The organism is Mycobacterium sp. 852014-52450_SCH5900713 (assembly GCF_001667075.1).
Classification (GTDB): domain Bacteria; phylum Actinomycetota; class Actinomycetes; order Mycobacteriales; family Mycobacteriaceae; genus Mycobacterium.
Window position 1 is genome coordinate 1 of record NZ_LZIL01000062.1, and the last position, 26,406, is coordinate 26,406.

26 protein-coding genes are annotated in these 26,406 nt (G+C 69.4%); 9 read left to right on the forward strand and 17 right to left on the reverse strand.

What is annotated here, in order from left to right:
* Positions 1-117: 117 nt before the first annotated feature.
* From A5773_RS18775 to uvrC, 5 genes are read right to left on the reverse strand one after another with little or no spacing between them, the layout of a single operon-like run.
* The gene (locus A5773_RS18775; RefSeq protein WP_066945045.1) at positions 118-1,509 is read right to left on the reverse strand and encodes a wax ester/triacylglycerol synthase family O-acyltransferase; all 1,392 of its coding nucleotides are present in this window, start codon (positions 1,507-1,509) and stop codon (positions 118-120) included.
* A 53-nt stretch (positions 1,510-1,562) separates the two neighbouring features.
* A complete protein-coding gene (gene whiA, locus A5773_RS18780) occupies positions 1,563-2,540 on the reverse strand; it encodes a DNA-binding protein WhiA (protein ID WP_156744897.1) in 978 nt (325 codons plus the stop codon).
* Positions 2,537-3,613: a uridine diphosphate-N-acetylglucosamine-binding protein YvcK gene (yvcK, locus tag A5773_RS18785; RefSeq protein WP_066945072.1), complete on the reverse strand. Its 1,077-nt coding sequence runs from the start codon at positions 3,611-3,613 to the stop codon at positions 2,537-2,539. The genes whiA and yvcK overlap by 4 nt, the downstream gene beginning before the upstream one ends.
* The gene (gene rapZ / locus A5773_RS18790) at positions 3,610-4,524 is read right to left on the reverse strand and encodes an RNase adapter RapZ (RefSeq protein ID WP_066945075.1); all 915 of its coding nucleotides are present in this window, start codon (positions 4,522-4,524) and stop codon (positions 3,610-3,612) included. Before rapZ ends, yvcK begins: the two co-directional genes overlap by 4 nt.
* Positions 4,521-6,476 carry an excinuclease ABC subunit UvrC gene (gene uvrC / locus A5773_RS18795; RefSeq protein ID WP_067263158.1) on the reverse strand — a complete coding sequence of 652 codons (1,956 nt, stop codon included), beginning with the start codon at positions 6,474-6,476 and terminating at the stop codon, positions 4,521-4,523. The genes rapZ and uvrC overlap by 4 nt, the downstream gene beginning before the upstream one ends.
* 295 nt (positions 6,477-6,771) lie before the next feature.
* Between uvrC and A5773_RS18800 the strand changes: the two genes are divergently transcribed.
* The gene (locus A5773_RS18800) at positions 6,772-7,110 is read left to right on the forward strand and encodes a hemophore-related protein (RefSeq protein WP_066945085.1); all 339 of its coding nucleotides are present in this window, start codon (positions 6,772-6,774) and stop codon (positions 7,108-7,110) included.
* A 44-nt stretch (positions 7,111-7,154) separates the two neighbouring features.
* Here A5773_RS18800 and A5773_RS18805 read toward each other — a convergent pair whose 3' ends face one another.
* Genes A5773_RS18805 through A5773_RS18815 form a run of 3 tightly spaced genes read right to left on the reverse strand, consistent with a single transcriptional unit; the run spans position 7,155 to position 9,366 of the window.
* Positions 7,155-7,565, reverse strand: coding sequence for a PH domain-containing protein (locus A5773_RS18805; RefSeq protein ID WP_066945088.1), 411 nt, complete (start codon positions 7,563-7,565; stop codon positions 7,155-7,157).
* Between the two features lie 47 nt (positions 7,566-7,612).
* A complete protein-coding gene (gene ribH, locus A5773_RS18810) occupies positions 7,613-8,092 on the reverse strand; it encodes a 6,7-dimethyl-8-ribityllumazine synthase (protein WP_066945091.1) in 480 nt (159 codons plus the stop codon).
* Complete coding sequence (locus A5773_RS18815; RefSeq protein WP_066945094.1) at positions 8,089-9,366, reverse strand: bifunctional 3,4-dihydroxy-2-butanone-4-phosphate synthase/GTP cyclohydrolase II; 1,278 nt, start codon at positions 9,364-9,366, stop codon at positions 8,089-8,091. Before A5773_RS18815 ends, ribH begins: the two co-directional genes overlap by 4 nt.
* A gap of 173 nt (positions 9,367-9,539) precedes the next feature.
* Between A5773_RS18815 and A5773_RS18820 the strand changes: the two genes are divergently transcribed.
* Together A5773_RS18820 and A5773_RS26335 are read left to right on the forward strand one after the other, a co-directional pair.
* On the forward strand, positions 9,540-9,833 hold the full coding sequence (locus tag A5773_RS18820; protein ID WP_156744891.1) for a hypothetical protein: 294 nt from the start codon (positions 9,540-9,542) through the stop codon (positions 9,831-9,833).
* Positions 9,834-9,886: 53 nt separating this feature from the next.
* Positions 9,887-10,162 carry a hypothetical protein gene (locus tag A5773_RS26335; RefSeq protein ID WP_231989257.1) on the forward strand — a complete coding sequence of 92 codons (276 nt, stop codon included), beginning with the start codon at positions 9,887-9,889 and terminating at the stop codon, positions 10,160-10,162.
* Between the two features lie 36 nt (positions 10,163-10,198).
* Here the strand turns inward: A5773_RS26335 and A5773_RS18825 are convergent, their stop codons facing one another.
* Positions 10,199-10,801, reverse strand: coding sequence for a riboflavin synthase (locus A5773_RS18825; RefSeq protein ID WP_066945102.1), 603 nt, complete (start codon positions 10,799-10,801; stop codon positions 10,199-10,201).
* 128 nt (positions 10,802-10,929) lie between these two features.
* Between A5773_RS18825 and A5773_RS18830 the strand changes: the two genes are divergently transcribed.
* Together A5773_RS18830 and A5773_RS18835 are read left to right on the forward strand one after the other, a co-directional pair.
* On the forward strand, positions 10,930-11,637 hold the full coding sequence (locus A5773_RS18830) for an LppX_LprAFG lipoprotein (protein WP_066945106.1): 708 nt from the start codon (positions 10,930-10,932) through the stop codon (positions 11,635-11,637).
* On the forward strand, positions 11,634-13,190 hold the full coding sequence (locus tag A5773_RS18835; protein ID WP_066945109.1) for an MFS transporter: 1,557 nt from the start codon (positions 11,634-11,636) through the stop codon (positions 13,188-13,190). The genes A5773_RS18830 and A5773_RS18835 overlap by 4 nt, the downstream gene beginning before the upstream one ends.
* Before the next feature lie 6 nt (positions 13,191-13,196).
* Here A5773_RS18835 and ribD read toward each other — a convergent pair whose 3' ends face one another.
* From ribD to fmt, 4 genes are read right to left on the reverse strand one after another with little or no spacing between them, the layout of a single operon-like run.
* On the reverse strand, positions 13,197-14,219 hold the full coding sequence (gene ribD / locus A5773_RS18840; RefSeq protein ID WP_066945113.1) for a bifunctional diaminohydroxyphosphoribosylaminopyrimidine deaminase/5-amino-6-(5-phosphoribosylamino)uracil reductase RibD: 1,023 nt from the start codon (positions 14,217-14,219) through the stop codon (positions 13,197-13,199).
* Positions 14,216-14,905, reverse strand: a complete 690-nt coding sequence (rpe, locus tag A5773_RS18845; protein ID WP_067265155.1) for a ribulose-phosphate 3-epimerase — start codon at positions 14,903-14,905, stop codon at positions 14,216-14,218. The genes ribD and rpe overlap by 4 nt, the downstream gene beginning before the upstream one ends.
* Positions 14,906-14,937: 32 nt before the next feature.
* Positions 14,938-16,323, reverse strand: coding sequence for an RsmB/NOP family class I SAM-dependent RNA methyltransferase (locus A5773_RS18850; RefSeq protein ID WP_066945116.1), 1,386 nt, complete (start codon positions 16,321-16,323; stop codon positions 14,938-14,940).
* Positions 16,320-17,252, reverse strand: a complete 933-nt coding sequence (gene fmt, locus A5773_RS18855) for a methionyl-tRNA formyltransferase (protein ID WP_066945256.1) — start codon at positions 17,250-17,252, stop codon at positions 16,320-16,322. The genes A5773_RS18850 and fmt overlap by 4 nt, the downstream gene beginning before the upstream one ends.
* A 169-nt stretch (positions 17,253-17,421) precedes the next feature.
* Here fmt and A5773_RS18860 point away from each other — a divergent pair, with 169 nt between their 5' ends.
* Positions 17,422-18,234, forward strand: coding sequence for a class I SAM-dependent methyltransferase (locus A5773_RS18860; protein ID WP_066945119.1), 813 nt, complete (start codon positions 17,422-17,424; stop codon positions 18,232-18,234).
* On the opposite strand, the gene A5773_RS18865 is transcribed toward A5773_RS18860, so the two are convergent.
* The 3 genes from A5773_RS18865 to A5773_RS18875 form a co-directional block, all read right to left on the reverse strand.
* Positions 18,231-18,719: a MarR family winged helix-turn-helix transcriptional regulator gene (locus A5773_RS18865; RefSeq protein ID WP_066945122.1), complete on the reverse strand. Its 489-nt coding sequence runs from the start codon at positions 18,717-18,719 to the stop codon at positions 18,231-18,233. The two genes, A5773_RS18860 and A5773_RS18865, sit on opposite strands and share 4 nt — an antisense overlap.
* A 128-nt stretch (positions 18,720-18,847) precedes the next feature.
* Complete coding sequence (locus tag A5773_RS18870; protein WP_066945263.1) at positions 18,848-20,791, reverse strand: primosomal protein N'; 1,944 nt, start codon at positions 20,789-20,791, stop codon at positions 18,848-18,850.
* A 106-nt stretch (positions 20,792-20,897) separates the two neighbouring features.
* Positions 20,898-21,632: a lysoplasmalogenase gene (locus A5773_RS18875; protein WP_066945125.1), complete on the reverse strand. Its 735-nt coding sequence runs from the start codon at positions 21,630-21,632 to the stop codon at positions 20,898-20,900.
* Between A5773_RS18875 and A5773_RS18880 the strand changes: the two genes are divergently transcribed.
* From A5773_RS18880 to A5773_RS18890, 3 genes are read left to right on the forward strand one after another with little or no spacing between them, the layout of a single operon-like run.
* Positions 21,631-22,605 carry an alpha/beta hydrolase gene (locus A5773_RS18880; RefSeq protein ID WP_066945129.1) on the forward strand — a complete coding sequence of 325 codons (975 nt, stop codon included), beginning with the start codon at positions 21,631-21,633 and terminating at the stop codon, positions 22,603-22,605. The genes A5773_RS18875 and A5773_RS18880 overlap by 2 nt on opposite strands.
* 22 nt (positions 22,606-22,627) lie before the next feature.
* Complete coding sequence (locus tag A5773_RS18885) at positions 22,628-23,593, forward strand: alpha/beta hydrolase (protein WP_066945131.1); 966 nt, start codon at positions 22,628-22,630, stop codon at positions 23,591-23,593.
* A gap of 10 nt (positions 23,594-23,603) precedes the next feature.
* Positions 23,604-25,088: an NAD(P)/FAD-dependent oxidoreductase gene (locus A5773_RS18890; RefSeq protein WP_066945134.1), complete on the forward strand. Its 1,485-nt coding sequence runs from the start codon at positions 23,604-23,606 to the stop codon at positions 25,086-25,088.
* Between the two features lie 79 nt (positions 25,089-25,167).
* On the opposite strand, the gene metK is transcribed toward A5773_RS18890, so the two are convergent.
* Positions 25,168-26,379, reverse strand: a complete 1,212-nt coding sequence (gene metK / locus A5773_RS18895; RefSeq protein ID WP_066945137.1) for a methionine adenosyltransferase — start codon at positions 26,377-26,379, stop codon at positions 25,168-25,170.
* Between the last annotated feature and the right edge of the window lie 27 nt (positions 26,380-26,406).

Sequence of the window (26,406 nt, forward strand, 5' to 3'; positions counted from 1 at the left end):
ACCCCGCACCAACACCTACCACCACCCCGAAAGAATCCTCCGCGACGGTGACGACGACGAACCCGATTGACGCAACGCCCAGCTTCGCCGCGCGCGGCAGCTCAGAACGCCGCTAGCTCACTCCCGCGCGGCCGCCTTCTCCAGCTCGGTGAGCGCCGGCTCGATGCGGTCGGCCATGTCGTCGATGTCGTTGGCCACCTCGGGCGTCGTCACGAAACCGAAGTCCAGATAGTCGGTGTAGGAGAAGCAGGTGATGTTCAGGGCGACGTCCATGACGGGCGGCCCAAGCGGCACCAGCGAATCCAGCCTGGCGCCGGCCATGTACAACGGGAACGGCGGACCCGGCACGTTGGAGACAACCAGGTTGATGGGGGCCAGGTTTCGCGACAGCCCGCTGGCGGTGTAGGCCCGCGCGGCCAGCCCGAGCAATCCCGGCGGCGTCGTTTCGGTCAGCCCCATGATCTGGTGCGCCGACAACGCCTTGGCCATCAGCTTGGCGTTCTGGGTGCTTTCGTGGATGGCCCGCAGCCGCTCGGCGGGATCGTCGACGTCGGTGGCCAACGAGACAGTCATCGAGCTCACCTGGTTGCCGACGTCGTCCTTGTTGTCGTCGGTGCGGGTGGAGACCGGGATCTGCGCGATGAGCGGCTTGGCCGGCAGCTCGCCGCGCTTCTGCAAGTACTCGCGGGCCGCCCCGGCCACGAGCGCCAGCACCACGTCGTTGAGCTTGACGCCGTAGGCATCTTTGACGGCCTTGGCCCGGGCCAGTTCGACGCGGCACCCGGTGATCCGCCGGTGCGGCGTCACGGGCGCATTGAACCGGGTCTTGGGCGCCTCGAAGTAGCGCGGGGGCCGGCCGCTGCTCACACCCAGCGCGGCGATCTGCTGGCGCACGGTCTGCTCCATCAGCCGGGCGATGCGGAAGGGCGTCTTGACACCGAGGTTGATGAGCGCACCCACCGCGCGCCGCTCCAGGCCCGGAATCTTCGATCCCACCAGCGATCCCACCGTTTCCTGTTGCGGCGGCCGCGGTTCCGGCGTGACATCCAAAAGAATTTCACCCAGGCCGGCACCCGAGACGCCGTCGACGATGGCGTGGTGCATCTTGGTCAGCGACGCGACCCGGCCGCCCTCGACGCCCTCGATCACCCACATCTCCCACAGCGGCCGGGCACGGTCCAGCTTGTAGGACATCAACCGGCCCACCAGCTCCTCGAGCTCGCGGCGGCCGCCGGGCGCGGGCACCGCGATGTGCCGGATATGGAAGTCGACGTCCAGGTCCTCGTCTTCGACGAACCACGGCCGGTCCAGCCCGAGCGGCGCGCCGGTGACCCGCCACCGCAGCTGCGGCAGTTCGGGCAGCCGCTCGATGATCAGTTCGCGAAGCCGCTGGAAGCTGTACTCGGGTGTTTCCTTCGGGTCGCAAATCGCCAGTGCGCCCACATGCATGTGCCAGCCCGCAGTTTCGGCCGACCAAAACGCCGCATCAACGCTTGAAAGCCGTTTCATCCCCCGACCGTAGCCCCCGCCTACTCGTTGCGAACAGCAAATGACGCGACCAGTTACGCGTCTTCCAGCAAGTCCGGTGTCACCGCCGACTCGGTGTCCGGAATGCCTTCGATCTTGGCCTTGCGGTCGGCCATCGACAGCAGCCGGCGAATGCGCCCCGCCACAGCGTCTTTCGTCATCGGGGGGTCGGCGAGGCGGCCGAGCTCCTCCAGCGAGGCCTGCCGGTGCTCGACGCGCAGCTTGCCGGCCGAGGCCAGGTGGTCGGGAACGGTGTCGCCGAGGATCTCCAGCGCGCGTTCCACCCGGGCGGCGGCCCCGACCGCGGCCCGCGCCGAGCGGCGCAGGTTGGCGTCGTCGAAGTTGGCGAGCCGATTGGCCGTCGCCCGCACCTCGCGGCGCATCCGGCGCTCCTCCCAGATCAACCGGGTGTCCTGGGCGCCCATCCGGGTCAGCAACGCGCCGATCGCCTCGCCGTCGCGCACCACCACCCGATCGGCGCCACGCACCTCGCGGGCCTTGGCGCTGACCCCGAGCCGGCGCGCCGCGCCCACCAACGCCAGCGCGGCCTCCGGGCCGGGGCAGCTGACCTCCAGAGCCGACGACCGTCCCGGCTCGGTCAGCGACCCGTGCGCGAGGAAGGCTCCGCGCCAGGCGGCTTCGGCGTCGGCGACGCTGCCGCCCACGACTTGGGCGGGCAGACCGCGCACGGGCCGGCCGCGGTTGTCGAGCAGTCCGGTCTGGCGTGCCAGCGCCTCGCCGTCGTTGGCCACCCGCAGCACGTAGCGGGTGGTCTTGCGAATCCCGCTGGCCGACAACACATGCACGACCGCGTTATAGCCGTAGAGCTCGAAGATGTCCTTGCGCAGTCGCCGCGCGACGTTGCCCAGGTCCACCTCGGCCTCCACGACCACCCGACCGCCGACGATGTGCAATCCGCCGGCGAACCTCAGCAGGGACGTGACCTCCGCGCGACGCGCACTGACCGATTTCACGACCAGGCGGCTGAGCTCGTCCTTGACTTCGGTCGTCATCGCCACGCGTCGTCACTCCTCGGTCCGCTGCCGCCCGGTCCATCTCCACCGGTCTGTGGACTTGCACCGTCGACCCGAATTTCCGCGGTGGCCGTGACCGGAGGCGCTCCCGGACCCTTGTGGGCCGCCCGGACCCCGTCCAGGGCCGCCGCGAGTTTGCCTGGATCATGTAAAGGTGTACCAGGTCGGGCCACGTCGGCGAAGTGGACCTCGGCCGAAAGCAGCGTCGCCGTGCGGCGCAGGTGCTCCCGCTCCCGCTCACTGGGCACGCGCTCGGCGTCGATGATGATGTCGTGCACGGTGAACCCCGGCGCGTGCTGGGCCAACACGTGCAGATGACGCTCCACGGAGAAGCCGGCCGTCTCCCCCGGCTCGGCCATCAGGTTGAGCACCAGCGCCCGCCGGGCGGTGGTGGCCCGCAGCGCCGCCGCCAGACCCGGCACCAGCACGTGCGGGATCACGCTGGTGAACCACGAGCCGGGACCCAGCACCACCAGGTCGGCGGCCATGATGGCGTCGACAGCCTGCCGAGTCGCCGGCGGATCGGACGGCAGCAGGCGCACCCGCCGGACCTTGCCCGGTGTGGTGGCGATCGCCACCTGGCCTCGAATCAGCCGGAATATCCGCGGATCGGTCTCCAGGCCGGACACGTCCGCCTCGATCTGCAGCGCGATCGGACACATCGGCAGCACGCGGCCCTTGACGCCGAGGATGCGGCCCAGCTCGTCGAGGGCGGCCACCGGATCGGCCAGCACCTCCGACAGCCCGGCGAGCAGCAGATTGCCGATCGGGTGCCCCGCCAACGCCCCGTTGCCGCCGAAGCGGTGCTGCAGGATGGTCGCCCAAAGGCGCCCGTGTGGGCTGTCGGATGCCAAGGCCGCCAACGCCATTCGCAGATCACCCGGTGGCACGACATCCAATTCGCTGCGCAGCCGCCCGGAGGAGCCACCGTCGTCGGCGACGGTCACCACGGCGGTGACGTGCGGAGTCAGCCGGCGGGCCGCGGACAGCGTCGCGTACAGACCGTGCCCGCCGCCCAGCGCGACGATGCCCTGATTCGTCGGCGCGTTCATTCGCGACCCAGATCCCGGTGCAACACCCGCACCGAAAGTTGAGCTTCGCCCTCATCGGCCTTGAGGACCTGCATCAGCGCCTCGGCGATCGCAACGCTGCGGTGCTTACCACCGGTGCAACCGATGGCGACCGTCATGTAGCGCTTGCCCTCCCGGCGGTAACCGTCGACGACCAGAGACAGCAAGCGATGGTAGGCGTCGAGAAACTCCGCGGCCCCGGGCTGACTCAACACGTATTCGCTGACGGCCGGGTCTTGTCCGGTGAGCGGGCGCAGCTCGTCGACCCAGTGCGGGTTCGGCAGGAACCGCACGTCCATCACCATGTCGGCGTCCATCGGCAGGCCGTACTTGAAGCCGAACGATTCGACGGTGACGCTGATCGATGTGCTGGCTTCGCCACCGAACGCGCGCTCGATGCTCTCCCGCAAGCCCCGCACCGACAGCGTCGACGTATCGATGATCAGGTCGGCCGTAGCGCGCACCGGGGCCAGCATCCGGCGCTCGGCGGCGATGCCCTCGGCCAGGGTCTGGTCGCCCTGCAGCGGATGGCTGCGGCGGTTCTGTTCGTAGCGGCGCACCAGCATGTCGTCGGATGCCTCCATGAACACCACCCGCGGGCTGATGTTGCGGGTGGCCAGCTCGTTGCGCACCTCGTCGAGGTCACCGGTGAAGCCACGCGACCGCGCGTCCATCACCACCGCCAGCCGGGTGATCCGCGACCCCGCGTCCATGCCGAAATCCACCATCCGCGTAATCAGCTGGGGCGGCAGGTTGTCGGCCACATACCAGCCCAAGTCCTCGAGCACCTTGGCCGCAGTACCCCGCCCGGCACCCGATAGCCCGGTCACCAGAACCACATCGATGCCGGCCGGGGCATCTCTAGTGTGGCCCTCCGCCAATTCACCCGTCATTCGGCTTCTCCGGGCGGGTCAGGTCGCAACGCCTCCAGGACGGCGGTGGCGGTGGCCACACCGATACCGGGAACGGCCGTGATCTGGTCGACGGTGGCCTCCTTGAGGCGGGCTATGGATCCGAAATGGGTTACCAGCGCCTTGCGGCGATGCTCCCCCAATCCTGGCACCGAATCCAGCGCCGAGGCGGTCATTCGCTTGGATCGCTTGCTGCGATGGTAGGTGATCGCGAACCGGTGCGCCTCGTCGCGAATCCGTTGCAACAGATATAGCCCTTCGCTGTTGCGCGGCATGATGACGGGATCCGGCTCGGACGGCACCCATATCTCTTCCAGCCGCTTGGCCAGGCCGATCACCGCGACGTCGGTGATGCCGAGGTCTTCGAGCACGGCGCTGGCCGCGTTGACCTGCGGGGCTCCGCCGTCGACGACGTAGAGGTTGGGCGGATAGGCGAATCGGCGTGACTTTCCCTCGGGCGAAAGCATATTCGGATCGTTTTGTTCACTCAGGTGTCGCGCGAACCGGCGCCGTGTCACCTCGGCGATCGAGGCAACGTCGTCAGAGCGCCCCTGCCCGGCGGCTTCGCGGATCCCGAAGTGGCGGTAGTCGGACTTGCGCGGCAGGCCGTCCTCGAACACCACCAACGAGCCCACCACGTCGGTGCCCTGCACGTGGCTGATGTCGACGCATTCGATGCGCAGCGGCGCATCGGCCAACCCGAGGGCTTCCTGAATGTTCTGCAGGGCAGCCGATCTGGCGTTGAAGTCGCCGGCCCTTCTCAGCTTGTGTTGCTGCAGCGCGTCTTTGGCGTTGCGCTGCACGGTTTCGGCGAGCGCCCGCTTGTCGCCGCGGCGCGGCACCCGCAGCGCGACCCGAGAACCGCGCAGGCCGGACAGCCAGCTGACCAATTCATCGGAGTTGGACGGCAGGCAGGGCACCAGCACCTCGCGCGGCACCGGGTTGGCGGCTTCGTCGGCCCCTTGGTTGTCCTGGCCGCCCAGTTCGGCCTGCTCGCCGTAGAACTGCGTCAGGAACTGCTCGACCAACTGCTCCTCACCGGAATCACCTGCCTCCGCGGACTTTTCGACGATCCAGCCGCGCTGACCGCGCACCCGGCCGCCGCGGACATGGAACACCTGGACCGCCGCTTCCAGCTCGTCGTCGGCGAAGGCGACCACGTCGGCGTCGGTGCCGTCACCGAGCACCACCGCCTGCTTTTCCATGGCGCGCTTGAGGGCGCCGAGGTCATCACGAAGGCGCGCGGCCCGCTCGAAGTCGAGTTCGTCGGAGGCCGCGTGCATGCGCTGTTCCAGCTCGCGGGCGAAGCGGTCGGTCTTGCCGGACAGGAAGTCGCAGAAGTCGTCGACGATCTGGCGGTGCTGCTCGGCGCTGACCCGCCCGATACAGGGCGCCGAGCATTTGTCGATGTAGCCCAGCAGACACGGACGGTCGATCTGCTTGTGCCGCTTGAACACACCGGCCGAACAGGTGCGCGCCGGGAACACGCGGGTGAGCAGGTCCAGCGTCTCCCGGATCGCCCACGCGTGGGAATAGGGCCCGAAGTACCGGACGCCCTTGCGCCGCGGGCCGCGGTAGACCATCAGCCGGGGGAATTCTTCGTTGAGGGTGACGGCCAGCACCGGGTAGGACTTGTCGTCGCGGTAGCGGACGTTGAAGCGCGGGTCGAACTCCTTGATCCAGTTGTATTCGAGCTGCAGCGCCTCGACTTCGGTGTTGACCACCGTCCACTCGACCTTGGCGGCGGTGGTCACCATCTGCCGGGTTCGCGGATGCAGGCTGGCGACGTCGGCGAAGTAGGACGTCAGCCTGCTCCGCAGGCTCTTGGCCTTGCCGACGTAGATGACTCTTCCGTGCGTGTCCCGGAATCGGTAGACGCCTGGCTCGACCGGGATGGACCCGGGCGGGGGGCGATACGTGGCGGGATCTGGCACCCATCCAGGCTAGTAGTCGCGAGAGGGGTGCCGGCCCGGCGGGAGCACCGCCCGGCATGCCGGATTCGGCACCCCGGGCTTCGAGCCGCCCCGCGCTTGCCGCCCGTAACGCATTCGAGCGCTTGTTCGATATACAGGTCGGCCGCCGAGGGATCCGTCATTTCCCAAAAGGGCCGTCGACCTCGGGTTACGACGAGTAACCGACCGTGTGGACGGTTTGGGCGGCTCTTGTTCTGGTTACCAAGGGGGTAGCTGGACGTTACAGTGGGTGGCAATCAATGGAGGGAGTCCACAGATGTTCAAGCGCTCGTTGACCAGGCTCGCGATCGGCGTTGGCGGTCTGGCATTGGCGTCGACCGCCGCCGCCGGGGTCGCATCCGCTGCCCCCGATTACGGCCCGATGATCAACACGACCTGCAGCTACGACCAGGCGATGCGGGCGGTGCATGCGGAAAACCCGATGGCCGCCCAGTACCTCGACCAGTCGCCGCCGAACCAGCAGTTCTTGCAGCAGTACCTGGCGTCATCGCCGGATCAGCGCGTGAACCTGCTGCACGCCATCGAGCACAACCAGGGTGCACAGCAGGCTTTGCCGATCTTCCAGCAGATGATGACCGACTGTAAGAACTTCTGACGCATCCACCTGACGGGCTATCCGTGCGCGCACGGGTAGCCCGTTCAGTGGGTAGGCAGGTCGGGCCGATACCGCGCCAGTAGCGACCGCACGGAGTCCATGGCGTCGACCGCGCGCTCCTTGTCGACGGCCTGGATGGCCATCACCGGGATGTACTCGTCGTCGGGCAGGTCGATGCGCGCCCAGCGGTTCCCCACCGGGAACGAGACACCGGCGACGTCCGGCCACTCGATCAATTTGTCGCCCAGCAGGTTACGCACCGATATGCCGGCGGCCCCGACGCGCAACCGGGGCCGGGCAAACAGCAGCACCACCCCCGCGAGAACCAGGCCGAGCAGCGCCATCGCCACCTGGTCGCTGGTCTGGAATACCACCCCGGTGGATCCGACCTTGAGTAGAAAACCGATCGCGATGTGCACCGCGGCGATGGTGAAGGCCGCGCCGTAGGCGAACATCGGTGTGCGGTGGGGACGCAGTACGACGTCCCACCCCTGGCGCTCAGTCACGACCGAGCGCGCAGGTCACGCAGCGTCAGCGCCGCGGTCAGGGCCGCCCCGGCGGCCTGGGCGCCCTTGTCCTCGACCGACTCCGGAAGCCCGGCGCGATCGAGCGCCTGCTGTTCGGTGTTGGTGGTCAGCACCCCATTGGCAACGGGCGTCGACGCGTCGAGCGCCACCCGGGTCAAGCCCTGGGTCACCGCATCGCAAACATACTCGAAATGTGGTGTTCCGCCGCGTATCACGACGCCCAGGGCGATCACCGCGTCGTGGTTGCGGGCGAGCTCCTGCGCCACCACCGGGAGCTCGATCGCGCCGAGCACGCGGACCACCGTCGGGTTGTCGATGCCCGACTCGGCGGCCACCTTGCGGGCGCCCGCGAGCAGGGCGTCGCAGATCGTGCTGTGCCAGGTGCTCGCCACGATGCCGAGCCGCAGACCGGACGCGTCGAGCGCCGGGATTGCCGGCTCCCCGCTACCGCTCACAGAGCGCCACCGAATTCGCCTGGCAGATGAACCGATTCGTGAAAGTCGTCGAGGCCGGCCAGGTCATGGCCCATCTTGTCGCGCTTGGTCATCAGGTAACGGATGTTCTCCGCGTTGGCGCGCACCGGCAGCGGCACCCGCTCGATGATGTGCAGGCCGTAGCCGTCCAGCCCGACCCGCTTGGCCGGGTTGTTGGTCAGCAGCCGCATGGAGCGGACGCCGAGGTCGACCAGGATCTGCGCCCCGATTCCGTAATCCCTTGCGTCGGCTGGCAATCCGAGTTTGAGGTTGGCGTCGACGGTGTCCTCGCCGGCGTCCTGCAGCTGGTAGGCCTGCAGTTTGTGCATCAGACCGATACCGCGGCCCTCGTGGCCGCGCATGTAGAGCACGATGCCGCGGCCCTCCCGCGCGACCATCGCCATCGCGGCGTCGAGTTGGGGCCCGCAATCGCACCGGCGGGAACCGAACACGTCACCGGTCAGGCACTCGGAGTGCACCCGGACCAGCACGTCGTCGCCGTCGGCGTTGGGCCCGGCGATCTCGCCGCGCACCAGCGCCACGTGTTCGACGTCCTCGTAGATGCTGGCGTAGCCGATGGCGCGAAACTCTCCGTGCCGGGTCGGTATGCGGGCCTCGGCGATCCGCTCGATGTGCTTCTCGTGCTTGCGCCGCCACTCGATCAGATCGGCGATGGTGATCATCGCGAGGTCGTGCTCGTCGGCGAAGACCCGCAGCTCGTCGGTCTGCGCCATCGAGCCTTCGTCCTTTTGGCTGACGATTTCGCAAATCGCGCCCGCGGGTTGCAATCCCGCCATCCGGGCCAGGTCGACGGCGGCCTCGGTGTGGCCGGGGCGGCGCAGGACGCCGCCGTCCTTGGCGCGCAACGGAACCACGTGACCGGGGCGCGTGAAATCGTTGGCGATGCTCGCGGGATCGGCCAGCAGCCGCATGGTGGTGGCGCGATCGGAGGCCGAAATACCGGTGCCCACACCGTTCTTCGCGTCGACGGTAACGGTGTAGGCCGTCCCGTGCTTGTCCTGGTTAACCGCGTACATGGGCAGCAGCCCGAGCCGGTCGCAGATGGCGCCGTCCAGCGGGACGCACAGGTACCCCGAGGTGTAGCGGACCATGAACGCCACCAGCTCGGGCGTCGCCTTTTCGGCGGCGAAGATCAGGTCGCCTTCATTCTCGCGATCCTCGTCGTCGATGACGACCACGGCCTTTCCGGCCGCAATGTCGGCAACCGCCCTCTCGACGGAGTCCAACCTCGTCATCGTCGCTACCTTGCTGTCTCAGGGGTCCGCGGGAAGAGCCCAAGTGTTGCATTCAGTATGAACCACCGCGGGAGGCCCGTTATTGCGATGCTGTTCACAGCACCGCCGGCGCCCGCGAACCCGGGAGCTTGCGTATGTATACATACGGCGCGCAAAGGTCGACAATGGGTGTCATGGCGAGTCGAACCGCCAGGATGATTGCCGCGGCCTGCGGTGGCGTCGCCACGTTGGCCCTGACGCTCGGCGGTGTCGGCGGAGTCATTGGAGCCAATGTTCCGGACACGCACATCGACGCGGACCCTTCGCCGACCGTGGATCCGGCGCCTGCGGCGCCGGACGACCAATGCTGTGACCCGGTCCAACCCCAGGCGGCTGGCTGGCACTGCATCATCGGCCTGAACTGCGGGCAAATCCGCCCCCGTCCGCGGTCGCCCACGCCCGCCGCTCCCAGTGCGCCGCAGCAATAGGCCGGCGGGGCAAAACGGCTCCTGATCCGGTGCCAGCAATCTAGGCTAGGCGGATGAAAATCGCGGTAAGACTGGCGGCACCGGCCGTGACCTTGATGTTCGCGGCCGGATTAGCAGCGGGCGTCGCCTGCCCGCAACGGGCGACGGCCGATGCGTGCGCTGACGTCGGCGGTCGGCATGTGAGCGTCGGCGGGTGCACGGACCCGGGGCGCTGGGATAATTGGGTCCTTCCGGCCGGCGCGATGACGGTCCCGCCACCCGACGCACCACCACCGTGCTACACCCCGTCCGGCGAGCCGTACTGGACGCCGCCGGGCGAACCCTGCTGAGCGGGCCGGCGTGGGGCGGACTTTTCCGAACGCGGCCTAACGCGGGGTGAGCAACCGCTCAACGTATTTCGCGATCACGTCGACTTCGAGGTTGACCTGCGTTCCGACCGGAGCGCGGCCCAGCGTGGTCAGCTCGCGGGTGGTGGGGATCAGCGAAACCTCGAACCAGTCCCCCGGTCCGGCACCGAGCCCGGAGACCGTCAATGAAATGCCGTCGACGGTGATCGACCCCTTCTCGACCACGTAGCGGGCCACCTCCGCGGGGATCTCGATCCGCACCACTTCCCAGTGCTCGGACGGCGCCCGGCTCACCACCTGGCCCGTCCCGTCCACATGCCCCTGCACGATGTGCCCGCCGAGCCGGCTGTTGACCGCGGCGGCGCGCTCCAGGTTGACCGGGCTGCCCACCTGCACGGAGCCCAGGTTGGACCGGTTGAGGGTCTCGGCCATCACGTCGGCGGTGAACTGGCCGTCCGGCAGCAGCTCGACGACGGTCAGGCAGACGCCGTTGACGGCGATCGAGTCGCCGTGGCCGGCGTCGGAGGTCACGATCGGTCCGCGGATGGTGAGCCGGGCGGCGTCGGCGAGCATGTCGCAGCCGGTCACCTCCCCGAGCTCCTCGACAATTCCGGTGAACATTCCATCAGGTTATCGGCCGTCCGGATGCCGTAGTCGCACTGGTGAGCAGGCCAAAGCTTCAGCGCCGGGCCGACACCGCGGCCCCACGTCTCCCAAGCCGGTCATGGGCACCCTCTACGATGCAAGATATGCAGACCCGCCGCCGTCTATCGGCCGTCCTCGCATCCCTGACCCTCGCCACCGCCTTGATCGCCGGCTGCTCGTCGGGCTCAAAGCAGAGCGGCGCCCCGCTGCCCGACGGCACGACCCTGGTCAAGCAGTCGGCCGACGCCACCAAGAATGTGAAGAGCGTGCATCTCGTGCTGAGCATTCAGGGCAAGATCCAGGGGCTGCCCATCAAAACGCTGACCGGTGACCTCACCACGGCGCCGGCCACCGCCGCGTCTGGCAACGCCACGATCACCCTCGGGGGATCCGACATCGACGCCAACTTCGTGGTCGTCGACGGAAACCTGTACGCCACGCTGACGCCCAACAAGTGGAGCGACTTCGGAAAGGCGTCCGACATCTACGACGTGTCGGTGCTGCTGAACCCGGACACCGGGCTTGCCAACGCGCTGGCGAACTTCACCAACGCCAAGGCCGAGGGCCGCGACACCATCAACGGTCAGAACACGATTCGCGTCAGCGGCAACGTCTCGGCGGATGCGGTGAACAAGATCATGCCCCAGTTCAACGCGACGCAGCCGGTGCCGAGCACCGTGTGGATCCAGGAGACCGGTGACCACCAGCTGGTCCAGGCCAACATGCAGAAGAGCTCCGGCAACTCGATCCAGGTGACGCTGTCCAACTGGGGCGAGCAGGTTCAGGTCACCAAGCCCCCGGTGAGTTCATGAGTTCGCAGACCGGCCGCCGCGTCGCCATCAGCGCCGGCAGTCTGGCGGTTCTGCTGGGCGCCCTGGACGCCTATGTCGTCGTGACGATCATGCGCGACATCATGAGCGACGTTCACATCCCGATCAACCAGCTCCAGCGCATCACCTGGATCATCACGATGTACCTGCTGGGTTACATCGCCGCCATGCCGCTGTTGGGGCGGGCCTCAGACCGGTTCGGCCGCAAGCTGGTGCTGCAAGTCAGCCTGACCCTGTTCATGGTGGGGTCGGTGGTGACCGCGCTGGCCGGGCACTGGGGCGATTTCCACCTGCTGATCGCCGGCCGCACCATCCAGGGTGTGGCCAGCGGCGCGCTGCTGCCGGTCACGCTCGCCCTGGGCGCCGACCTGTGGGCACAGCGCAACCGCGCCGGCGTGCTGGGCGGCATCGGCGCCGCACAGGAACTCGGCAGCGTGCTGGGCCCGTTGTACGGGATCTTCATCGTGTACTTGTTCCACGACTGGCGCTACGTGTTCTGGATCAACGTCCCGCTGACCCTGATCGCGATGGCGATGATCCAGTTCAGCCTGCCGTCGCACGAAAAGGTCGAGAACCCTGAGAAGGTCGACCTGGTCGGCGGTGTGCTGCTCGCGGTCGCCCTCGGCCTTGCGGTCATCGGCCTGTACAACCCGCAACCCGACGGCAAACAGATCCTGCCGAGCTACGGTCTGCCGCTGGTCATCGGGGCGGTCGTCGTCGCGGTGCTGTTCCTGCTCTGGGAACGGTTCTCGCGCACCCGGCTGATCGAGCCGGCGGGGGTGCACTTCCGCCCGTTCCTGGCCGCGCTGGGCGCATCGCTGGCGGCGGGCGCGGCGCTGATGGTGACGCTGGTCGACGTGGAGCTGTTCGGCCAGGGCGTGCTGCAGATGGACCAGACGCAGGCAGCCGGGTTGCTGCTGTGGTTTTTGATCGCGCTGCCGATCGGCGCGGTGCTGGGCGGCTGGATCGCCACCCGGGTCGGCGACCGGGTGATGACCTTCATCGGGCTGCTGATCGCGGCCTACGGCTACTGGCTGATTCACTTCTGGCGCCAAGACGTGTTGAGCCAGAAGCACGACATCTTCGGGGTCTTCAGTGTTCCCGTGTTGCACGCCGACCTTCTGGTCGCCGGCGTGGGCCTGGGCCTGGTGATCGGCCCGCTGACCTCGGCCGCCCTCCGGGTCGTTCCCTCGGCCCAGCACGGCATCGCCTCCGCGGCGGTCGTGGTGGCCCGGATGACGGGCATGCTCATCGGTGTGGCCGCGCTGAGCGCGTGGGGCCTTTACCGGTTCAACCAGATCGTCGCCGGGTTGACGGCCGCGATACCTCCCAACGCCTCGCTGCTGGAGCGGATCGCCGCGCAGGGGACGATGTACCTCAAGGCGTTCGCCATGATGTACGGCGACATCTTCAGCGCCACCGTGGTCATCTGCATCGTGGGTGCGCTGCTGGGCCTGTTGATCGGTGGCCGCAAGGAACACGCCGAGGAAACGGAAGTGCCCGAGCCGCAAACGATCTCATTGGGCGAGCGCTAGGCGCTCCTACTCGCCGCGCGGCACCAGGCTGAGCAGCAGATCCGGGCCCACGCGGTCGACTCCGTCGAATTGCCAGCGCAACGCCCGCGCGATGGTGGGCACCCCGACGTCGTTGACCGCCGAGACCGGGCCGCCGAGCAGCATCGGCGCGACGTAAACCAGCATGCGGTTGACCGCCCCGGCCCGCAGAAACGCGCCCGCGAGGGTGGGGCCGCCCTCCAGCAGGACGTCGGTGCGGTCCGAAAGCGCCTTGATCACCTCCATGGGATCGTGCGTGCGAATCACCATGGTCCGCGAATCGTCGTTGAGAACCTTTGCCTCCGGCGGTATCTCGCGCATGCCCACCACCACGCGCAGCGGTTGCCGGTCGGCCAGCGAGCCGTCGGGCAGCCGCGCGGTCAGCACCGGATCGTCGGCCAGCACGGTGCCGGTGCCCACCACGATCGCGTCCGCGGCCGCGCGGCGGCGATGCAGGTCCAACCGCGAGGCCTCGCTGGAGATCCACTGACTGGTGCCATCGGCGGCCGCGCGGCGGCCGTCGACGCTGCTGGCGTACTTCCAGGTCAGGTGCGGCAACCCGGTCCGCTGCTTGTGCAACCACTCCCGCAGCGGTCCACCGGCCACTTCGTCGGCCAGCACCCCGGAGGTCACCCCTACGCCCGCTTCCGTCAGCCGGGCCGCGCCCCCGGCGGCGATCGGGTTCGGGTCGGCGACGCCGTAAACCACCGCGCCCACCTTGGCGTCCAGCAGGGCGTTCACGCACGGTGGGGTCTTGCCGTGGTGGTTGCAGGGCTCCAGCGTGACCACCGCGGTCCCGCCGGCCGCCAGCTCGCCGGCCCGCCGCAGCGCCAACACCTCGGCGTGGTCGCCACCGGCGGGTTCGGTGCCGCCGACTCCGACGACCTCGCCGTCGACGTCCAGGATGACGGCGCCCACCGGCGGATTCGGATAGGTGGCGCCCTTGACGTGGTTGGACTGCTCGATCGCCAGGCGCATGGCCGCGTCGAGGCCGCCGGCGGGTTGGTTCATCGGCGCAAGTGCGGCGACGCGGCGGCGGCCTGCCTCCGCAGCGCCGCGATGGCGGCCTCCGGGTCCTCCGCGCCGTAGACGGCCGAGCCGGCGACGAAGCAGTCGACGCCGGCCTCGGCGGCCTGCTCGATGGTGTCGTCGTTGATGCCGCCGTCGATTTCGACCAGGATCGTCAGCTCCCCCGCGTCGATCAGCTTGCGCGCGGTGCGGACCTTGCTCAGCACCTCGGGGATGAAGCTCTGGCCGCCGAAGCCGGGCTCGACCGACATGATGAGCAGGGTGTCGAACTGCGGCAGGATTTCCAGGTACGGCTCCAGCGGGGTTCCCGGCTTGACGCTGATGCCCGCCTTGGCGCCCGCGGCGCGGATGTCGCGCGCCACCGCGACCGGGTGGTCGGTGGCCTCGGCGTGGAAGGTGACGTTGTAGGCGCCCGCCTCGGCGTAGCCGGGCGCCCATCGGTCGGGGTCCTCGATCATCAGATGGCAGTCCATCGGGATGGCCGTGGCGGTGAGCAGGCTCTCGACCACCGGCAGGCCGATGGTCAGGTTGGGCACGAAATGGTTGTCCATCACGTCGACGTGCAGCCAGTCGGCGCCCACCACCGCGGCCGCTTCGTCGGCCAGCCGCGAGAAATCGGCGGACAAGATGGACGGCGCGATCAGGGGCCTACCGGTGTTACCAGGCATGTGCGCCACACTACTGAGCCGCGCCGGACGGTTCACGCTTCGCGGCGCAGCGCGGCGGCGAACATCGCGTCGGTGCCCTGCCGGTGCGGCCACAGCTGGACGTGCGGCCCATCCCCCAGCCCGGTGACGGGATCGAACAGCGGCCGGGTATCCAAGGCGCACACCGGGTGCCGGCGCAGCGCGTCGGCGACCACCCCGACGGTTTCGGCGAGGTGGGGCGAGCAGGTCGCATAGAGCACCACACCCCCAGGCCGGGTGAGCGCGATCGCGGCGCCCAGCAGCTCGCGTTGCAGCTTCGTGAGCGTCGGCACGTCGGCCGGCTGCCGCCGCCACCGCGCCTCGGGTCGGCGCCGCAACGCGCCCAGCCCGGTGCACGGCGCGTCGACGAGCACCCGGTCGAAGGTCGGCTCGAGATCGGTCTGCCGCCCGTCGACCCGCAGCACGTCGACCGGGAGCCCCCGGGTGTTCTCGGCCACCAGGTCGGCGCGGCGCGGGTTCGGCTCCACCGCAGTGACGCGGGCCCCGGCACCGGCGCCCAAGGCGGCCAGCAGCGCGGTCTTGCCGCCCGGTCCGGCGCACAGATCGAGCCACCGTCCGGTGTCGTCCTCGACCGGTGCCAGCGCCAGCGCCCGCGCCACCAGCTGGCTGCCCTCGTCCTGGACCAGCGCGGCGCCGTCGCGCACCGGCGACAGCCGCCCGGGGTCGCCGCCCGGCAGGTACACCGCATAGGGCGAATACCGGCCGACCGTGCCACCCACGGCGTCGGCCAGTTCCGCGGCCGTCAGTACCCCGGGACGGGCCGCCAGGTGCACCTGAGGCCGTTCGTCGTCGCTGGCCAGCACCGCGTCGAGCTCGGCCGCGGCAGGCCCCAACGCGTCGGCGAAGGCCTGCGCGATCCAGCGCGGGTGCGCATGCATGAAGGCGGCATGCCCGACCGGATCTCGCGACGGGTCGGGCGCCAGTTCCCCGACCCAGGACTTCTCGTCGCGCGCGGAGATTGCACGCAGCACGCCGTTGACGAAACCCGCTCGGGCTGAATCGAATTCGATGCCGGCCTGCTCGACCGTGGTGGACACCGCGGCGTACTTGTCCACCCGGGTACGCAGCAACTGGTACGTGCCGAGCCGTAGCAGGTCGAGCAGCACCGGGTCGATAGTGTCCGGCGACCGGCCGGCGGCGGCGCCGATGACCGCGTCGAGCAGGCCCCGGGTGCGGCAGGTGCCGTACGTCAGCTCGGTGGCGAACGCGGCATCGCGGCCGCTGATCCCGCGCTCGCGCAGCAGCGCGGGCAGCGCCAGGTTCGCGTATGCGTCGCGCTCGCTGACCGCCCGCAGCACCTCGAACGCCGCGGCGCGCGCGGGGTCGAGCGGCTTGCGCCGCTTGCCGTGCCCGCGAGCCGGCGGTCGGGGCCGGCTCACGTCGCCCGCACAGCGGAGTCGAGTCGGGCACCGCGCGCCCAGTCGACGGCATTCATGCGTTTCTTTCCGGGAGGCTGTATCTGGCCCAGTCGCACGGCTTGCGAACCGGTGCCGATCCACACGCCTTTACGGTCGACGTGAATAGCGCCGGGCGCCAACGATTCTGGGCCGTCCGCATCGACGTGCACCGGACCGAGCTTGACGCGAAGGTCGCCGATCAGCGTCCAGGCGCCCGGGCTGGGCGTCACCGAACGGATCCGGCGCTCCACGACGAGCGCCGGAAGGTCCCAGCGCACCCGGGCCTGCTCGACGGTGATCTTCGGCGCGATGCTGACGCCGTCGGCGGGTTGCGGCCGTGGCGTCAACGTCTGATCGGCGATGCCGTCCAGCGTGGTCGACAGCAGCGCCGCACCCGAAACAGCCAGCCGCTCAAGCAATTCGCCCGCGGTGTCGGTGGGCCGGATCGTCTCGGTGACGACGCCGTAGACGGGGCCGGAGTCCAGGCTGGGCTCGATTTGGAACGTGGTCGCCCCGGTGATGGCGTCCCCGGCCGCGATCGCCGCCTGCACCGGGGCCGCCCCACGCCAGGCCGGCAGCAGCGAGAAATGCAGGTTGATCCACCCGTGCGGGGGCACCGCGAGCAGTCCGTCGCGCAGCAACGCACCGTAGGCCACCACCGCGCAGCAGTCCGGCGCCAACTCCGACAGCTCGGCGACGAACTCCGGCGCGTTCGGCCGCGCCGGTCGCAGCAGCGGGATGCCACGGTCGAGCGCTTCGCGGGCCACCGGCGAGGGCTGCGGCTTGCCGTGCCGGCCGACGGCCGCGTCGGGCCGGGTCAGCACGGCGATCACCTCGTGACGCGGCGAGTCGATGAGGCGGCGCAGCGCGGGCAGCGCGGGTTCGGGGGTGCCGGCGAAGACAAGGCGCACCGGCACAGTCTAGAAAGCCCAGACGGCCGCCCCACCCGAAGTTGCCCGTGTACATTGTTTCTAACGCATACTATTGCTACAGGTCACCATCTCGCTCGGTGGCCGAACTGCCTTGCTAGGGACGACGAGGTCGAGTGGGCAGCCCTTTCCTTACCTTCAAGGAGGTCTGATGACTCTCGACACCACGATCAGCGATGCCGCCCCCCATCGCGCGGTATGGGCTCTCGGCGACTACGCCCTGATGGCGGAGGAAGTGATGGCCCCGCTGGGTCCGGTGCTGGTCAAGGCCACCGGCATCGGGCCGGGCATGCGAGTGCTCGACGTCGCGGCCGGCTCGGGCAACATCTCGCTTCCGGCCGCCGCGACGGGCGCCGCCGTGGTCTCCAGTGACCTGACGCCCCAGCTGTTGCAGCGGTCGCGGACCCGCGCCGCGGCCCGGGGCCTGACGATCGACTACCGGGAGGCCAACGCGCACGCGCTGCCGTTCGGCGACAGCGAGTTTGACGCCGTCATCTCCGCGATCGGCGTGCAGTTCGCGCCGGACCAGCAGCGGGCCGCCGACGAATTGGTCCGGGTCTGCCGGGCGGGCGGGACGATCGGCCTGATCAGCTGGACCCCGGACGGGTTCTTCGGCCGCATGCTTGCCACCATCCGGCCGTACCGGCCCAGCCTGTCGCAGGCCGTGCCGCCGGCCGCGCTGTGGGGACGTACGGGCTACGTCACCGGATTGCTCGGCGAGCGCGTAGGCCCGGTGACCGCGGTGCGGGGAATGCTGGAAGTGAACCGGTTCGACGACGCCGAGGCGGTGCACACGTACTTCAAGAACCACTACGGTCCGACGATCGAGGCCTACGCGAACATCGGCCACAACCGGGTGCTGGCCGCCGAGCTCGACGCCCAGCTGGTCGAGCTCGCGCAGCACTACCTCTCCAACGGCACCATGCATTGGGAGTATCTGCTGGTCACCGCCGAGAAGCGCTAGAGGTCGAGCTCGGCATCCAGGTGCACATCCGGTTCGCCGCCGGCGGCGGTGAACGCGGTCAGGGCCCGCACCAGCCCGTGGCGTTCCGGCGGCGGCATCTTCTCCACGATGGTGGCGATTTCGTTGCGCCGGTACGCGGTGACCTGACGAACGACCTCCCGCCCCCGCTTGGTCAGCGCGGCCAACAGCTCGCGACGGGACGTCGGGTGCGGTAGGCGATCGATCAGCCCTGCCGCGACGAGTCGGTCGACCATCCGCCCCGTTGCGGATGGTTGCACGCCGAGCAGACCGGCCAGGGTGGCCAAGTTAACCGGGCCCCGATTGGACAGGATCACCAACGTCCGGAATTGCGGGATCGTGATCGTCTCGTCCACCTGACCGATCGAGCGCGCCGAAATGGCAACCAGCAAGCGGGAAGCCGTCAGCAAAGCGTCAGTGATGACGTCCAGCGACTCGTCCGCAGTCGTCGCGTTGTCCGCTGCCATGTCGCCCCTTCTCCGGACCGTCTCCGGCATATCGGCGGCTAAAGATCAGGAAGTGTAACAACCTTCCAATGTCGTACCCAGGGATTATTTCCGACGCATACTATCCCCTCGGGCAGGATTTGGCGAGGTCACCCGATGTGCAGGGGGTCGATCTGGACCCGGACCGGCTCGTGGGTCTGGCGGGCGGACAGCACGCTCACACCGCGACGCAGCGCCGCGGCCAGCGCCAGGCCCTGCTCTCGCCGGGCGCGCACCAGCATGCGCGTCACGGGGACGCCGGCCGGTGTCCCCGCCGGGCGGCGCACACCCGCCGGCAAATCCACCGGCCCCAGCACGTCGGCCCCGTCCGGCAGCCCGGCCTCGTCGAGCAGTGCCGCCACCGCATCGGCCGCGCCGTCGAGCGCCGCCATATGCACGCTCGGCGGCAAGCCCACCTCGGCCCGAGCCGCCAGGTCGGCGTCCGCGTGACCCACCGGATCCCAGCGGATCAGCGATTGGACTGTGGGAATTGATGATTCGGCCACCACCAGCACCACCCCGCCTTCGCCGCGGGGACGCACCAAGGCGGCGGCGGTCATCCAGCGCCACAGCGCGTCCTCGGCGGCACGCAGGTCTTGTCGCCCCAGCAGCGCCCAGGTGTCCAGCAGCAGTGCCGCGCCGTAGCCGCCCGCCGCGCCGGGTTCCGCCCCCGGGGTGGCCACCACCAGGGCCGGGCCGGCGGCGACCGACGGCACGACACCTTCCCCGGACGAGGTGACCACCGCGGTACCGGGAAACGCGCGCCCAAGCTCCTCGGCGGTGCGGCGGGCCCCGACGACCACGGCGCGCACCGCGTCCGAACCGCAGCGCGCGCACCGCCGCGTCGGGTCGATGCGCCCGCACCACCGGCAGATCAGCGCCTGGCCGCCCTCCTGCAACGACAAGGGGCCCGTGCAGTGCCGGCACCGGGCGATCGTGCGGCAGCGCGCGCAGGCCAGCGACGGGACATACCCGCGCCGCGGCACCTGCACCAGCACCGGCGCCCCGGCCTCGAGCGACGAGCGGGCGGCGCGCAGCGCGATCGACGGGATGCGCGCGGTGCGCGCGGCCGGGTCGCGTTCGTCGGCGTAGCCCGTGTCGTCGAGGGCGACCACCCGCGGCGTGCGGGCGCGCACCACCGCCCGGGTCGCGACGATGTCATGGGCCCACCCGCTGCGCACCAGCGCCTGGGCTTCTGCAGTGCGCGCGTAACCACCGATCAGCGCCGCACAGCGCGCCTGATGCGCCCGCAGCATCGCCACCTCCCGGGCGTGCGGGTAGGGTGCCCGCGGCTCGGCCAGTGAATCGTCGGCGTCGGCCCACACCATGACGAGGCCCAGGTCGCTAAGGGGCGCGAAAACCGCGCTGCGAGTGCCGATCACCAACCGTGCCTGACCGCGCAGTGCCGCGAGCCACCGCCGGTAGCGGGCGGCCGGCCCCAGCCCGGCCGAAAGCGCCACCACGCCGCTCTCGTCGATCCGCGCGGTCGCGGCCCGCCACAGCGCGTCCAGATCCCGCTGATCGGGCACGATGCCCAGCACCGCCCGTCCGGCGCGGATGGTTTGCGCGGCCGCCTCGGCGAATCGGTCCGCCCACGACTCCCCCGGCAGCGCCTGCCAGACGGCCCGCGCGGCCCGGGACTCGGCCAGGGCGGCCAGGAACTGGGCGCCCCGGGCGTACCCCTCCCACGCCGACGGGTCGACGGGCGCGGGCACGGGCAGCCGGTGGGGCGCCGTCGGTTCCCGTTCCACCCGGGCGTGCCGGGCCGGCACCGCCAGGCGCAGCACGTCCGGCCGGGTCCCGGCGTAACGCGCCGCCACCGCGTCGACCAACCGGCGGATCTCCGGTGTCAGCACGGGTTCGGCTGACACGACGCGGTCCAGGTAGCCGAGCTTGCCCTGGTGGTCGGTGTCATTGCGGCGCTCCAGCACGAACGCGTCCACCAGGCGGCCGTGAAACCGCACCCGCACCCGCGCCCCGGGCTGGGCGTCGTCGGACTGCTCGGCCGAAACCAGGTAGTCGAACTCACGGTCCAGGTGCGGCACCGAGAGCATCGGCAGCACCCGGGCGATGGGTTCCACCTGCACGGGTGTGCGCGCGGCGCCGCTCACGGCACCCCGCGTCGAAACAGGTTGCTGCTCAACGCCTTTACCGTCCGGGTCAGCTTTCGGCCGGTTCCGGGGTAGCGGCGTCGGCCGGTGCCTCACGACCGAAGAAGAACCCGGCCGTCATCAGGATCAGCGCGGCGGCGTAGGACCACCAGATCGGCACCGCCAGTGCCTCGTTGCCCAGGATGAAGCGGCCGATGGCGATCAGCGAATCGGACGCCGCGAAACACACCGCCCCCACCGCCGTCCAGATCGTCGGCAGCTGCGCCACCAGCGCGGCGCACACCATTGCGGTCAGCACGAGGATGTAGGCCGTCACCGGAAGCCTCAGTTTGTCCAGATGCGGCCAGAACCACGCCAGCAGCGCGATGGTGGCCAGGCACATGGCCACCACGGCGGCGATGCGCGGCTTCGACGGACGCCTCGCCGCCAGGGGCAGGAGCGCGCCCAGGAAGCACAAGTGCGCCAACAGGAATGCGCCCAGGCCCACTACGAAGGACGGCTCCCACCACGGGATCGCCAGCGCCCAGTCGCCGATGGCCGACAGCAGCAGCGCCGGCATCAGCCACCGCCGCTCGCGGACGACGGCGTGGCCGACCGCGGCGGCGGTCAGCAACAACGCCATCGACGCCTTGAACAGCGGCTGGAGCACCCAGTGCCCGGTCAGCTCGGTTCCCGGCGGCGAACCCAGCGCCAACACCGTCAGGTAGACGCCATAGCCGAGCGCCGCCCAGCCGGCCACCACCCAGCCGCCGAAGACCAGACGCGGTGCGTACGGTACGTCCATGCCAAGCTTGGATAACACAGCCGACGAAAAGCCCGCGATCGACCCCATCCTGCAGAAGGTACTGGATGCGGTTCCCTTCCGGCTATCCGCCGACGACGGTGTTGATGCGGCGCGGCAGCGGTTCCGCGACCTGCCACGCCGGCCACTGCATCCCGAGCTGCGCGTCGAAGACCGCGCCATTCCCGGTCCGGCAGGGTCGATCGGCATCCGGATCTATTGGCCGCCAATCGATTCGGGCGTGAGCACCGGTAGTATCGCGCCGCCCGTCGTGCTGTACTTCCACGGCGGCGGGTTCGTCGTGGGTGACCTCGACAGCTACGACGGCACGGCCCGCCAGCACGCGGTGGGCGCCGACGCGATCGTGGTGTCCGTCGACTACCGGTTGGCGCCCGAGCATCCCTACCCCGCCGCCATCGAAGACGCTTGGGCCGCAACGCTTTGGACCGCCGAGCACGCCGGCGAATTGGGCGGTGATCCGAATCGGTTGGCCCTGGCCGGGGATTCAGCCGGCGGAACCATCACGGCCGTAACGGCACAGCGGGCGCGTGATAGCGGCGCACCGCTCATCGCGTTCCAGCTGCTGTGGTATCCCTCCACCATGTGGGACGCCTCGCTGCCGTCCTTCACCGAAAACGCCGCCGCGCCGATCCTGGATGTCAAGGCCGTCGCCGAGTTCTCGCGTTGGTACGCGGGCGAAGTCGACTTATCCGCCCCGCCACCGGGTATGGCGCCGGGACGCGCCGCGGACGTGTCCAACCTGCCGCCCGCCTACATCGCCGTCGCGGGTCACGACCCGCTGCGCGACGACGGCATTCGGTACGGCGAGCGGCTGGCCGAAGCGGGCGTTTTGGTCGAGGTGCACAACGCCGAGAACCTGGTGCACGGCTATCTCGGTTACGGCGGTGTGGTGCCCGCGGCCACCGCCGCGATGGAACGCGGGTTGAGCGCCCTGCGAACCGGGCTGCGCGGGTAAATGTGGGGCGTACGGTGAATCCATGACGGAGCCCACCTTCGCCCGACCCGGCATCGATCCGACGTTCAAGGCGTTGCTCGACGCCTTCCCGATGACCTTCAGCGCGGCCGACGGCGTGGAGGTTGCACGCTCGCGCCTGCGGTTGCTCCAGGTGCCGCCCGAAATGCTGCCGGACCTGCGCATCGAGGACCGCATGATCGGTCACGGGGGGCTCACCGACATCCCCGTGCGCATCTACTGGCCGCCCCTGGAGCCGGAGGAGGCGTTGCCCGTCGTCGTCTTCTACCACGGCGGCGGCTTCTGCCTCGGCGGCCTGGACACCCACGACCCCCTGGCCCGCGCGCACGCCGTCGGCGCCGAGGCCATCGTGGTGTCCGTCGACTACCGGCTGGCGCCCGAGCATCCGTTCCCGGCCGGGGTCAACGACTCCTGGGCGGCGTTGCAGTGGGTCGCCGAGCACGCCGCCGAGCTGGGCGGCGACCCCACCCGCATCGCGGTCGCCGGCGACTCGGCCGGCGGCAACCTGGCCGCCGTGATGGCGCATCTGGCCAACGAGAACGCCGGACCCGAGCTCAGCTTCCAGCTGCTGTGGTACCCGGTCGTCACCGCGGACCTGTCGCTGCCGTCGTACACCGAAAACGCCAACGCACCCATCCTGGACCGCGACGTCATCGACGCGTTCCTGTCCTGGTATCTGCCCGACCTCGACATCAGTGACCCGACGGCGCTGCCCGTCACCCTCGCCCCGGCGAACGCGACGGACCTGTCCGGGTTGCCGCCCGCCTACATCGGGACCGCCGAACACGATCCGCTGCGCGACGACGGGGCGCGCTACGCCGAGCTGCTGGACAGCGCCGGCGTGCCCGCGGAATTGAGCAACGAACCGAACCTGGTGCACGGCTACGCCAGCTTCGCTCTGGTGATACCCGCGGCCGGCGATGCCACCGACCGGGGGCTGGCCGCACTCAAGAAGGCACTCCACCCCTAGGCGGACACCGATGAGCAGCACTCCCGACTACCACACGCTGATCGTGGGCGCCGGCTTCTCCGGAATCGGCGCCGCCATCAAGCTCGACAACGCCGGACTGTCGAACTATCTCGTCGTCGAGGCTGGCGACGGGGTCGGCGGGACGTGGCACTGGAACACCTATCCCGGTATCGCCGTGGACATTCCGTCGTTCTCCTACCAGTTCTCCTTCGAGCAGAGCCCGGATTGGTCGCGGACCTACGCGCGGGGGCGCGAGCTCAAGGCGTATGCGGAACACTGCGTCGACAAATACGGGCTCCGATCCCGAATCCGGTTGAACACCAAAGTGCAAGCCGCCGAGTTCGACGACGAGCATTGCCTGTGGCGGGTGCAGACCGACCCCGGCGGCACGGTGACTGCCCGATTCCTGATCAGCGCCTGCGGGGTGCTCACCGTCCCCAACCTGCCCGACATCGACGGCGTGGACAGCTTCGGCGGCATCACGATGCACACCGCGCGCTGGGATCACGACCAGGACCTGAGCGGCAAGCGCGTCGCGATCATCGGCACCGGCGCCTCGGCCGTCCAGGTCATTCCCGAAATCGCGCCGATTGTCAAGCAGCTCACCATTTTTCAGCGCACCCCGATCTGGTGCTTCCCCAAGCTGGACGTCGCGCTGCCCGCACCGGCCCGCTGGGCGATGCGGATCCCCGGGGGAAAGGTCGTGCAGCGGTTACTGAGCCAGGCCTTCGTCGAAGTCACCTTCCCGATCTCCGCGCACTATTTCACGGTCATCCCGCTGGCCAAGAGGATGGAGTCGGCGGGGCTGGCCTATCTGCGCAAACAGGTTCACGACCCGACGGTGCGCGATCAACTCACCCCGCGCTACGCGGTCGGCTGCAAGCGCCCCGGCTTCCACAACGAGTACCTGGCCACGTTCAACCGGGACAACGTGCGGCTGGTCACCGAGCCGATCGACAAGATAACGCCGTCGGCCGTGGCCACCACCGACGGCGCGGACCACGAAGTCGACGTGCTGATCCTGGCCACCGGGTTCAAAGTGATGGACCCCGACGACGTCCCGACGTTCGCGGTCACCGGAAGCGGCGGCAAATCCCTGAGCCGGTTCTGGGACGAACACCGGCTGCAGGCCTACGAGGGCGTCAGCATCCCCGATTTCCCCAACCTGTTCACGGTGTTCGGCCCCTACGGCTACGTCGGCTCGTCATATTTCGCGCTCATCGAGACGCAAACCCACCACATCGTGCGGTGCCTGAAACGGGCCGAGCGCCAGGGCGCGACGCGCGTCGAGGTCACCGAGGAAGCCAACGACCGGTACTTCGACGAGATGATGCGCCGACGGCACCGGCAGATCTTCTGGCAGGACAGCTGCCGGCTCGCCAACAGCTACTACTTCGACAAGAACGGCGACGTGCCGCTGCGCCCCACCACCACGGTGGAGGCCTATTGGCGCAGCCGGCGGTTCGACCTCGACGACTACCGATTCACCGGCTGACGCCGGTGCCCGCGAACGGACGCAAAATCACCGTTTGCCTTGGTGATTCACGCGATTTCGGGTCTTATCGTCGAGTCCCCTAGACGGCGCGCTTGAGGTCGTCGACCTTGTTCAGCTGCTCCCACGGCAGCTCGATGTCGGTGCGGCCGAAGTGGCCGTAGGCGGCGGTCTGCGCGTAGATCGGGCGTAGCAGGTCCAAATCGCGGATGATGGCGCCGGGACGCAGGTCGAACACCTCCGGGACGATCTTCTCGATCTTGACCGGGTCGACCGTGGCGGTGCCGAAGGTCTCGACGAACAAGCCGACGGGGGCGGCTTTGCCGATGGCGTAGGCCACCTGCACCTCGACCCGCTCCGCCAGGCCGGCGGCGACGATGTTCTTGGCCACCCAGCGCATCGCGTAGGCCGCCGAGCGGTCCACCTTGGACGGATCCTTGCCGGAGAAGGCGCCGCCACCGTGGCGGGCCCACCCGCCGTACGTGTCGACGATGATCTTGCGGCCGGTCAGCCCCGCGTCGCCCATCGGGCCGCCCAGGACGAACTTGCCGGTCGGGTTGAAGAGCAACCGCGTCGACGAGGTGTCCAACGTGTCGTGTGCCAAATCGTCGAGGACGGTGTTGACCACCTTTTCCCGGAGATCGGGGGTCAGGGTGTGCTCCAGGTCGATGTCGGCCGCGTGCTGGGTGGAGATCACCACGGTGTCGAGGCGGACCGGAACGTTGTCCTCGTATTCGATGGTGACCTGAGTCTTGCCGTCCGGGCGAAGGTAGGGCAGGACGCCGTTCTTGCGCACCTCGGTCAGCCGCCGGGACAGGCGGTGGGCCAGCGCGATGGGCAGCGGCATCAGTTCGGGGGTGTCGGCGATCGCGTAGCCGAACATCAAACCCTGGTCACCGGCGCCCTGCGCGTCCAGCGGGTCCTGCTCACCCTCGACCCGGGCCTCGTAGGCGGTGTCGACGCCCTGGGCGATGTCGGGCGATTGCGCGCCGATGCCGATGTTCACCCCGCACGACGCCCCGTCGAAACCCTTGTCCGACGAGTCGTAGCCGATCTCGAGGATGCGCTCGCGGACCGTGTTGGTGATGTCGGCGAATGCCTCCTTCGCCGTCGTCGTCACCTCGCCGACGACGTGCACCTGGCCGGTGGTCACCAGCGTCTCGACCGCGACACGTGAGCGGGGGTCCTGCGCCAGCAGGGCGTCGAGGACCGAGTCGCTGATCGCGTCGCAGATCTTGTCGGGATGTCCCTCAGTCACCGACTCACTGGTAAACAGGCGACCATTTTCGCTCACAATCTCAATCCTTCCGAATAATTAGTT

Bases quoted from the DNA above. Each gene is read 5' to 3' on its own strand.
- A5773_RS18815 (WP_066945094.1), bottom strand. From the start codon at position 9,366: ATGACGAGGTTGGACTCCGTCGAGAGGGCGGTTGCCGACATTGCGGCC.
- A5773_RS18800 (WP_066945085.1), top strand. From the start codon at position 6,772: ATGTTCAAGCGCTCGTTGACCAGGCTCGCGATCGGCGTTGGCGGTCTG.
- A5773_RS18860 (WP_066945119.1), top strand. From the start codon at position 17,422: ATGACTCTCGACACCACGATCAGCGATGCCGCCCCCCATCGCGCGGTA.
- rapZ (WP_066945075.1), bottom strand. From the start codon at position 4,524: ATGACGGGTGAATTGGCGGAGGGCCACACTAGAGATGCCCCGGCCGGC.
- A5773_RS26335 (WP_231989257.1), top strand. From the start codon at position 9,887: ATGAAAATCGCGGTAAGACTGGCGGCACCGGCCGTGACCTTGATGTTC.
- A5773_RS18835 (WP_066945109.1), top strand. From the start codon at position 11,634: ATGAGTTCGCAGACCGGCCGCCGCGTCGCCATCAGCGCCGGCAGTCTG.
- A5773_RS18870 (WP_066945263.1), bottom strand. From the start codon at position 20,791: ATGCTCTCGGTGCCGCACCTGGACCGTGAGTTCGACTACCTGGTTTCG.
- yvcK (WP_066945072.1), bottom strand. From the start codon at position 3,613: ATGAACGCGCCGACGAATCAGGGCATCGTCGCGCTGGGCGGCGGGCAC.
- A5773_RS18875 (WP_066945125.1), bottom strand. From the start codon at position 21,632: ATGGACGTACCGTACGCACCGCGTCTGGTCTTCGGCGGCTGGGTGGTG.
- A5773_RS18890 (WP_066945134.1), top strand. From the start codon at position 23,604: ATGAGCAGCACTCCCGACTACCACACGCTGATCGTGGGCGCCGGCTTC.
- A5773_RS18805 (WP_066945088.1), bottom strand. From the start codon at position 7,565: ATGTTCGCCTACGGCGCGGCCTTCACCATCGCCGCGGTGCACATCGCG.
- A5773_RS18830 (WP_066945106.1), top strand. From the start codon at position 10,930: ATGCAGACCCGCCGCCGTCTATCGGCCGTCCTCGCATCCCTGACCCTC.
- A5773_RS18885 (WP_066945131.1), top strand. From the start codon at position 22,628: ATGACGGAGCCCACCTTCGCCCGACCCGGCATCGATCCGACGTTCAAG.
- ribD (WP_066945113.1), bottom strand. From the start codon at position 14,219: ATGAACCAACCCGCCGGCGGCCTCGACGCGGCCATGCGCCTGGCGATC.
- A5773_RS18825 (WP_066945102.1), bottom strand. From the start codon at position 10,801: ATGTTCACCGGAATTGTCGAGGAGCTCGGGGAGGTGACCGGCTGCGAC.
- A5773_RS18775 (WP_066945045.1), bottom strand. From the start codon at position 1,509: ATGAAACGGCTTTCAAGCGTTGATGCGGCGTTTTGGTCGGCCGAAACT.
- A5773_RS18865 (WP_066945122.1), bottom strand. From the start codon at position 18,719: ATGGCAGCGGACAACGCGACGACTGCGGACGAGTCGCTGGACGTCATC.
- A5773_RS18820 (WP_156744891.1), top strand. From the start codon at position 9,540: ATGGCGAGTCGAACCGCCAGGATGATTGCCGCGGCCTGCGGTGGCGTC.
- A5773_RS18880 (WP_066945129.1), top strand. From the start codon at position 21,631: ATGCCAAGCTTGGATAACACAGCCGACGAAAAGCCCGCGATCGACCCC.
- whiA (WP_156744897.1), bottom strand. From the start codon at position 2,540: ATGACGACCGAAGTCAAGGACGAGCTCAGCCGCCTGGTCGTGAAATCG.
- rpe (WP_067265155.1), bottom strand. From the start codon at position 14,905: ATGCCTGGTAACACCGGTAGGCCCCTGATCGCGCCGTCCATCTTGTCC.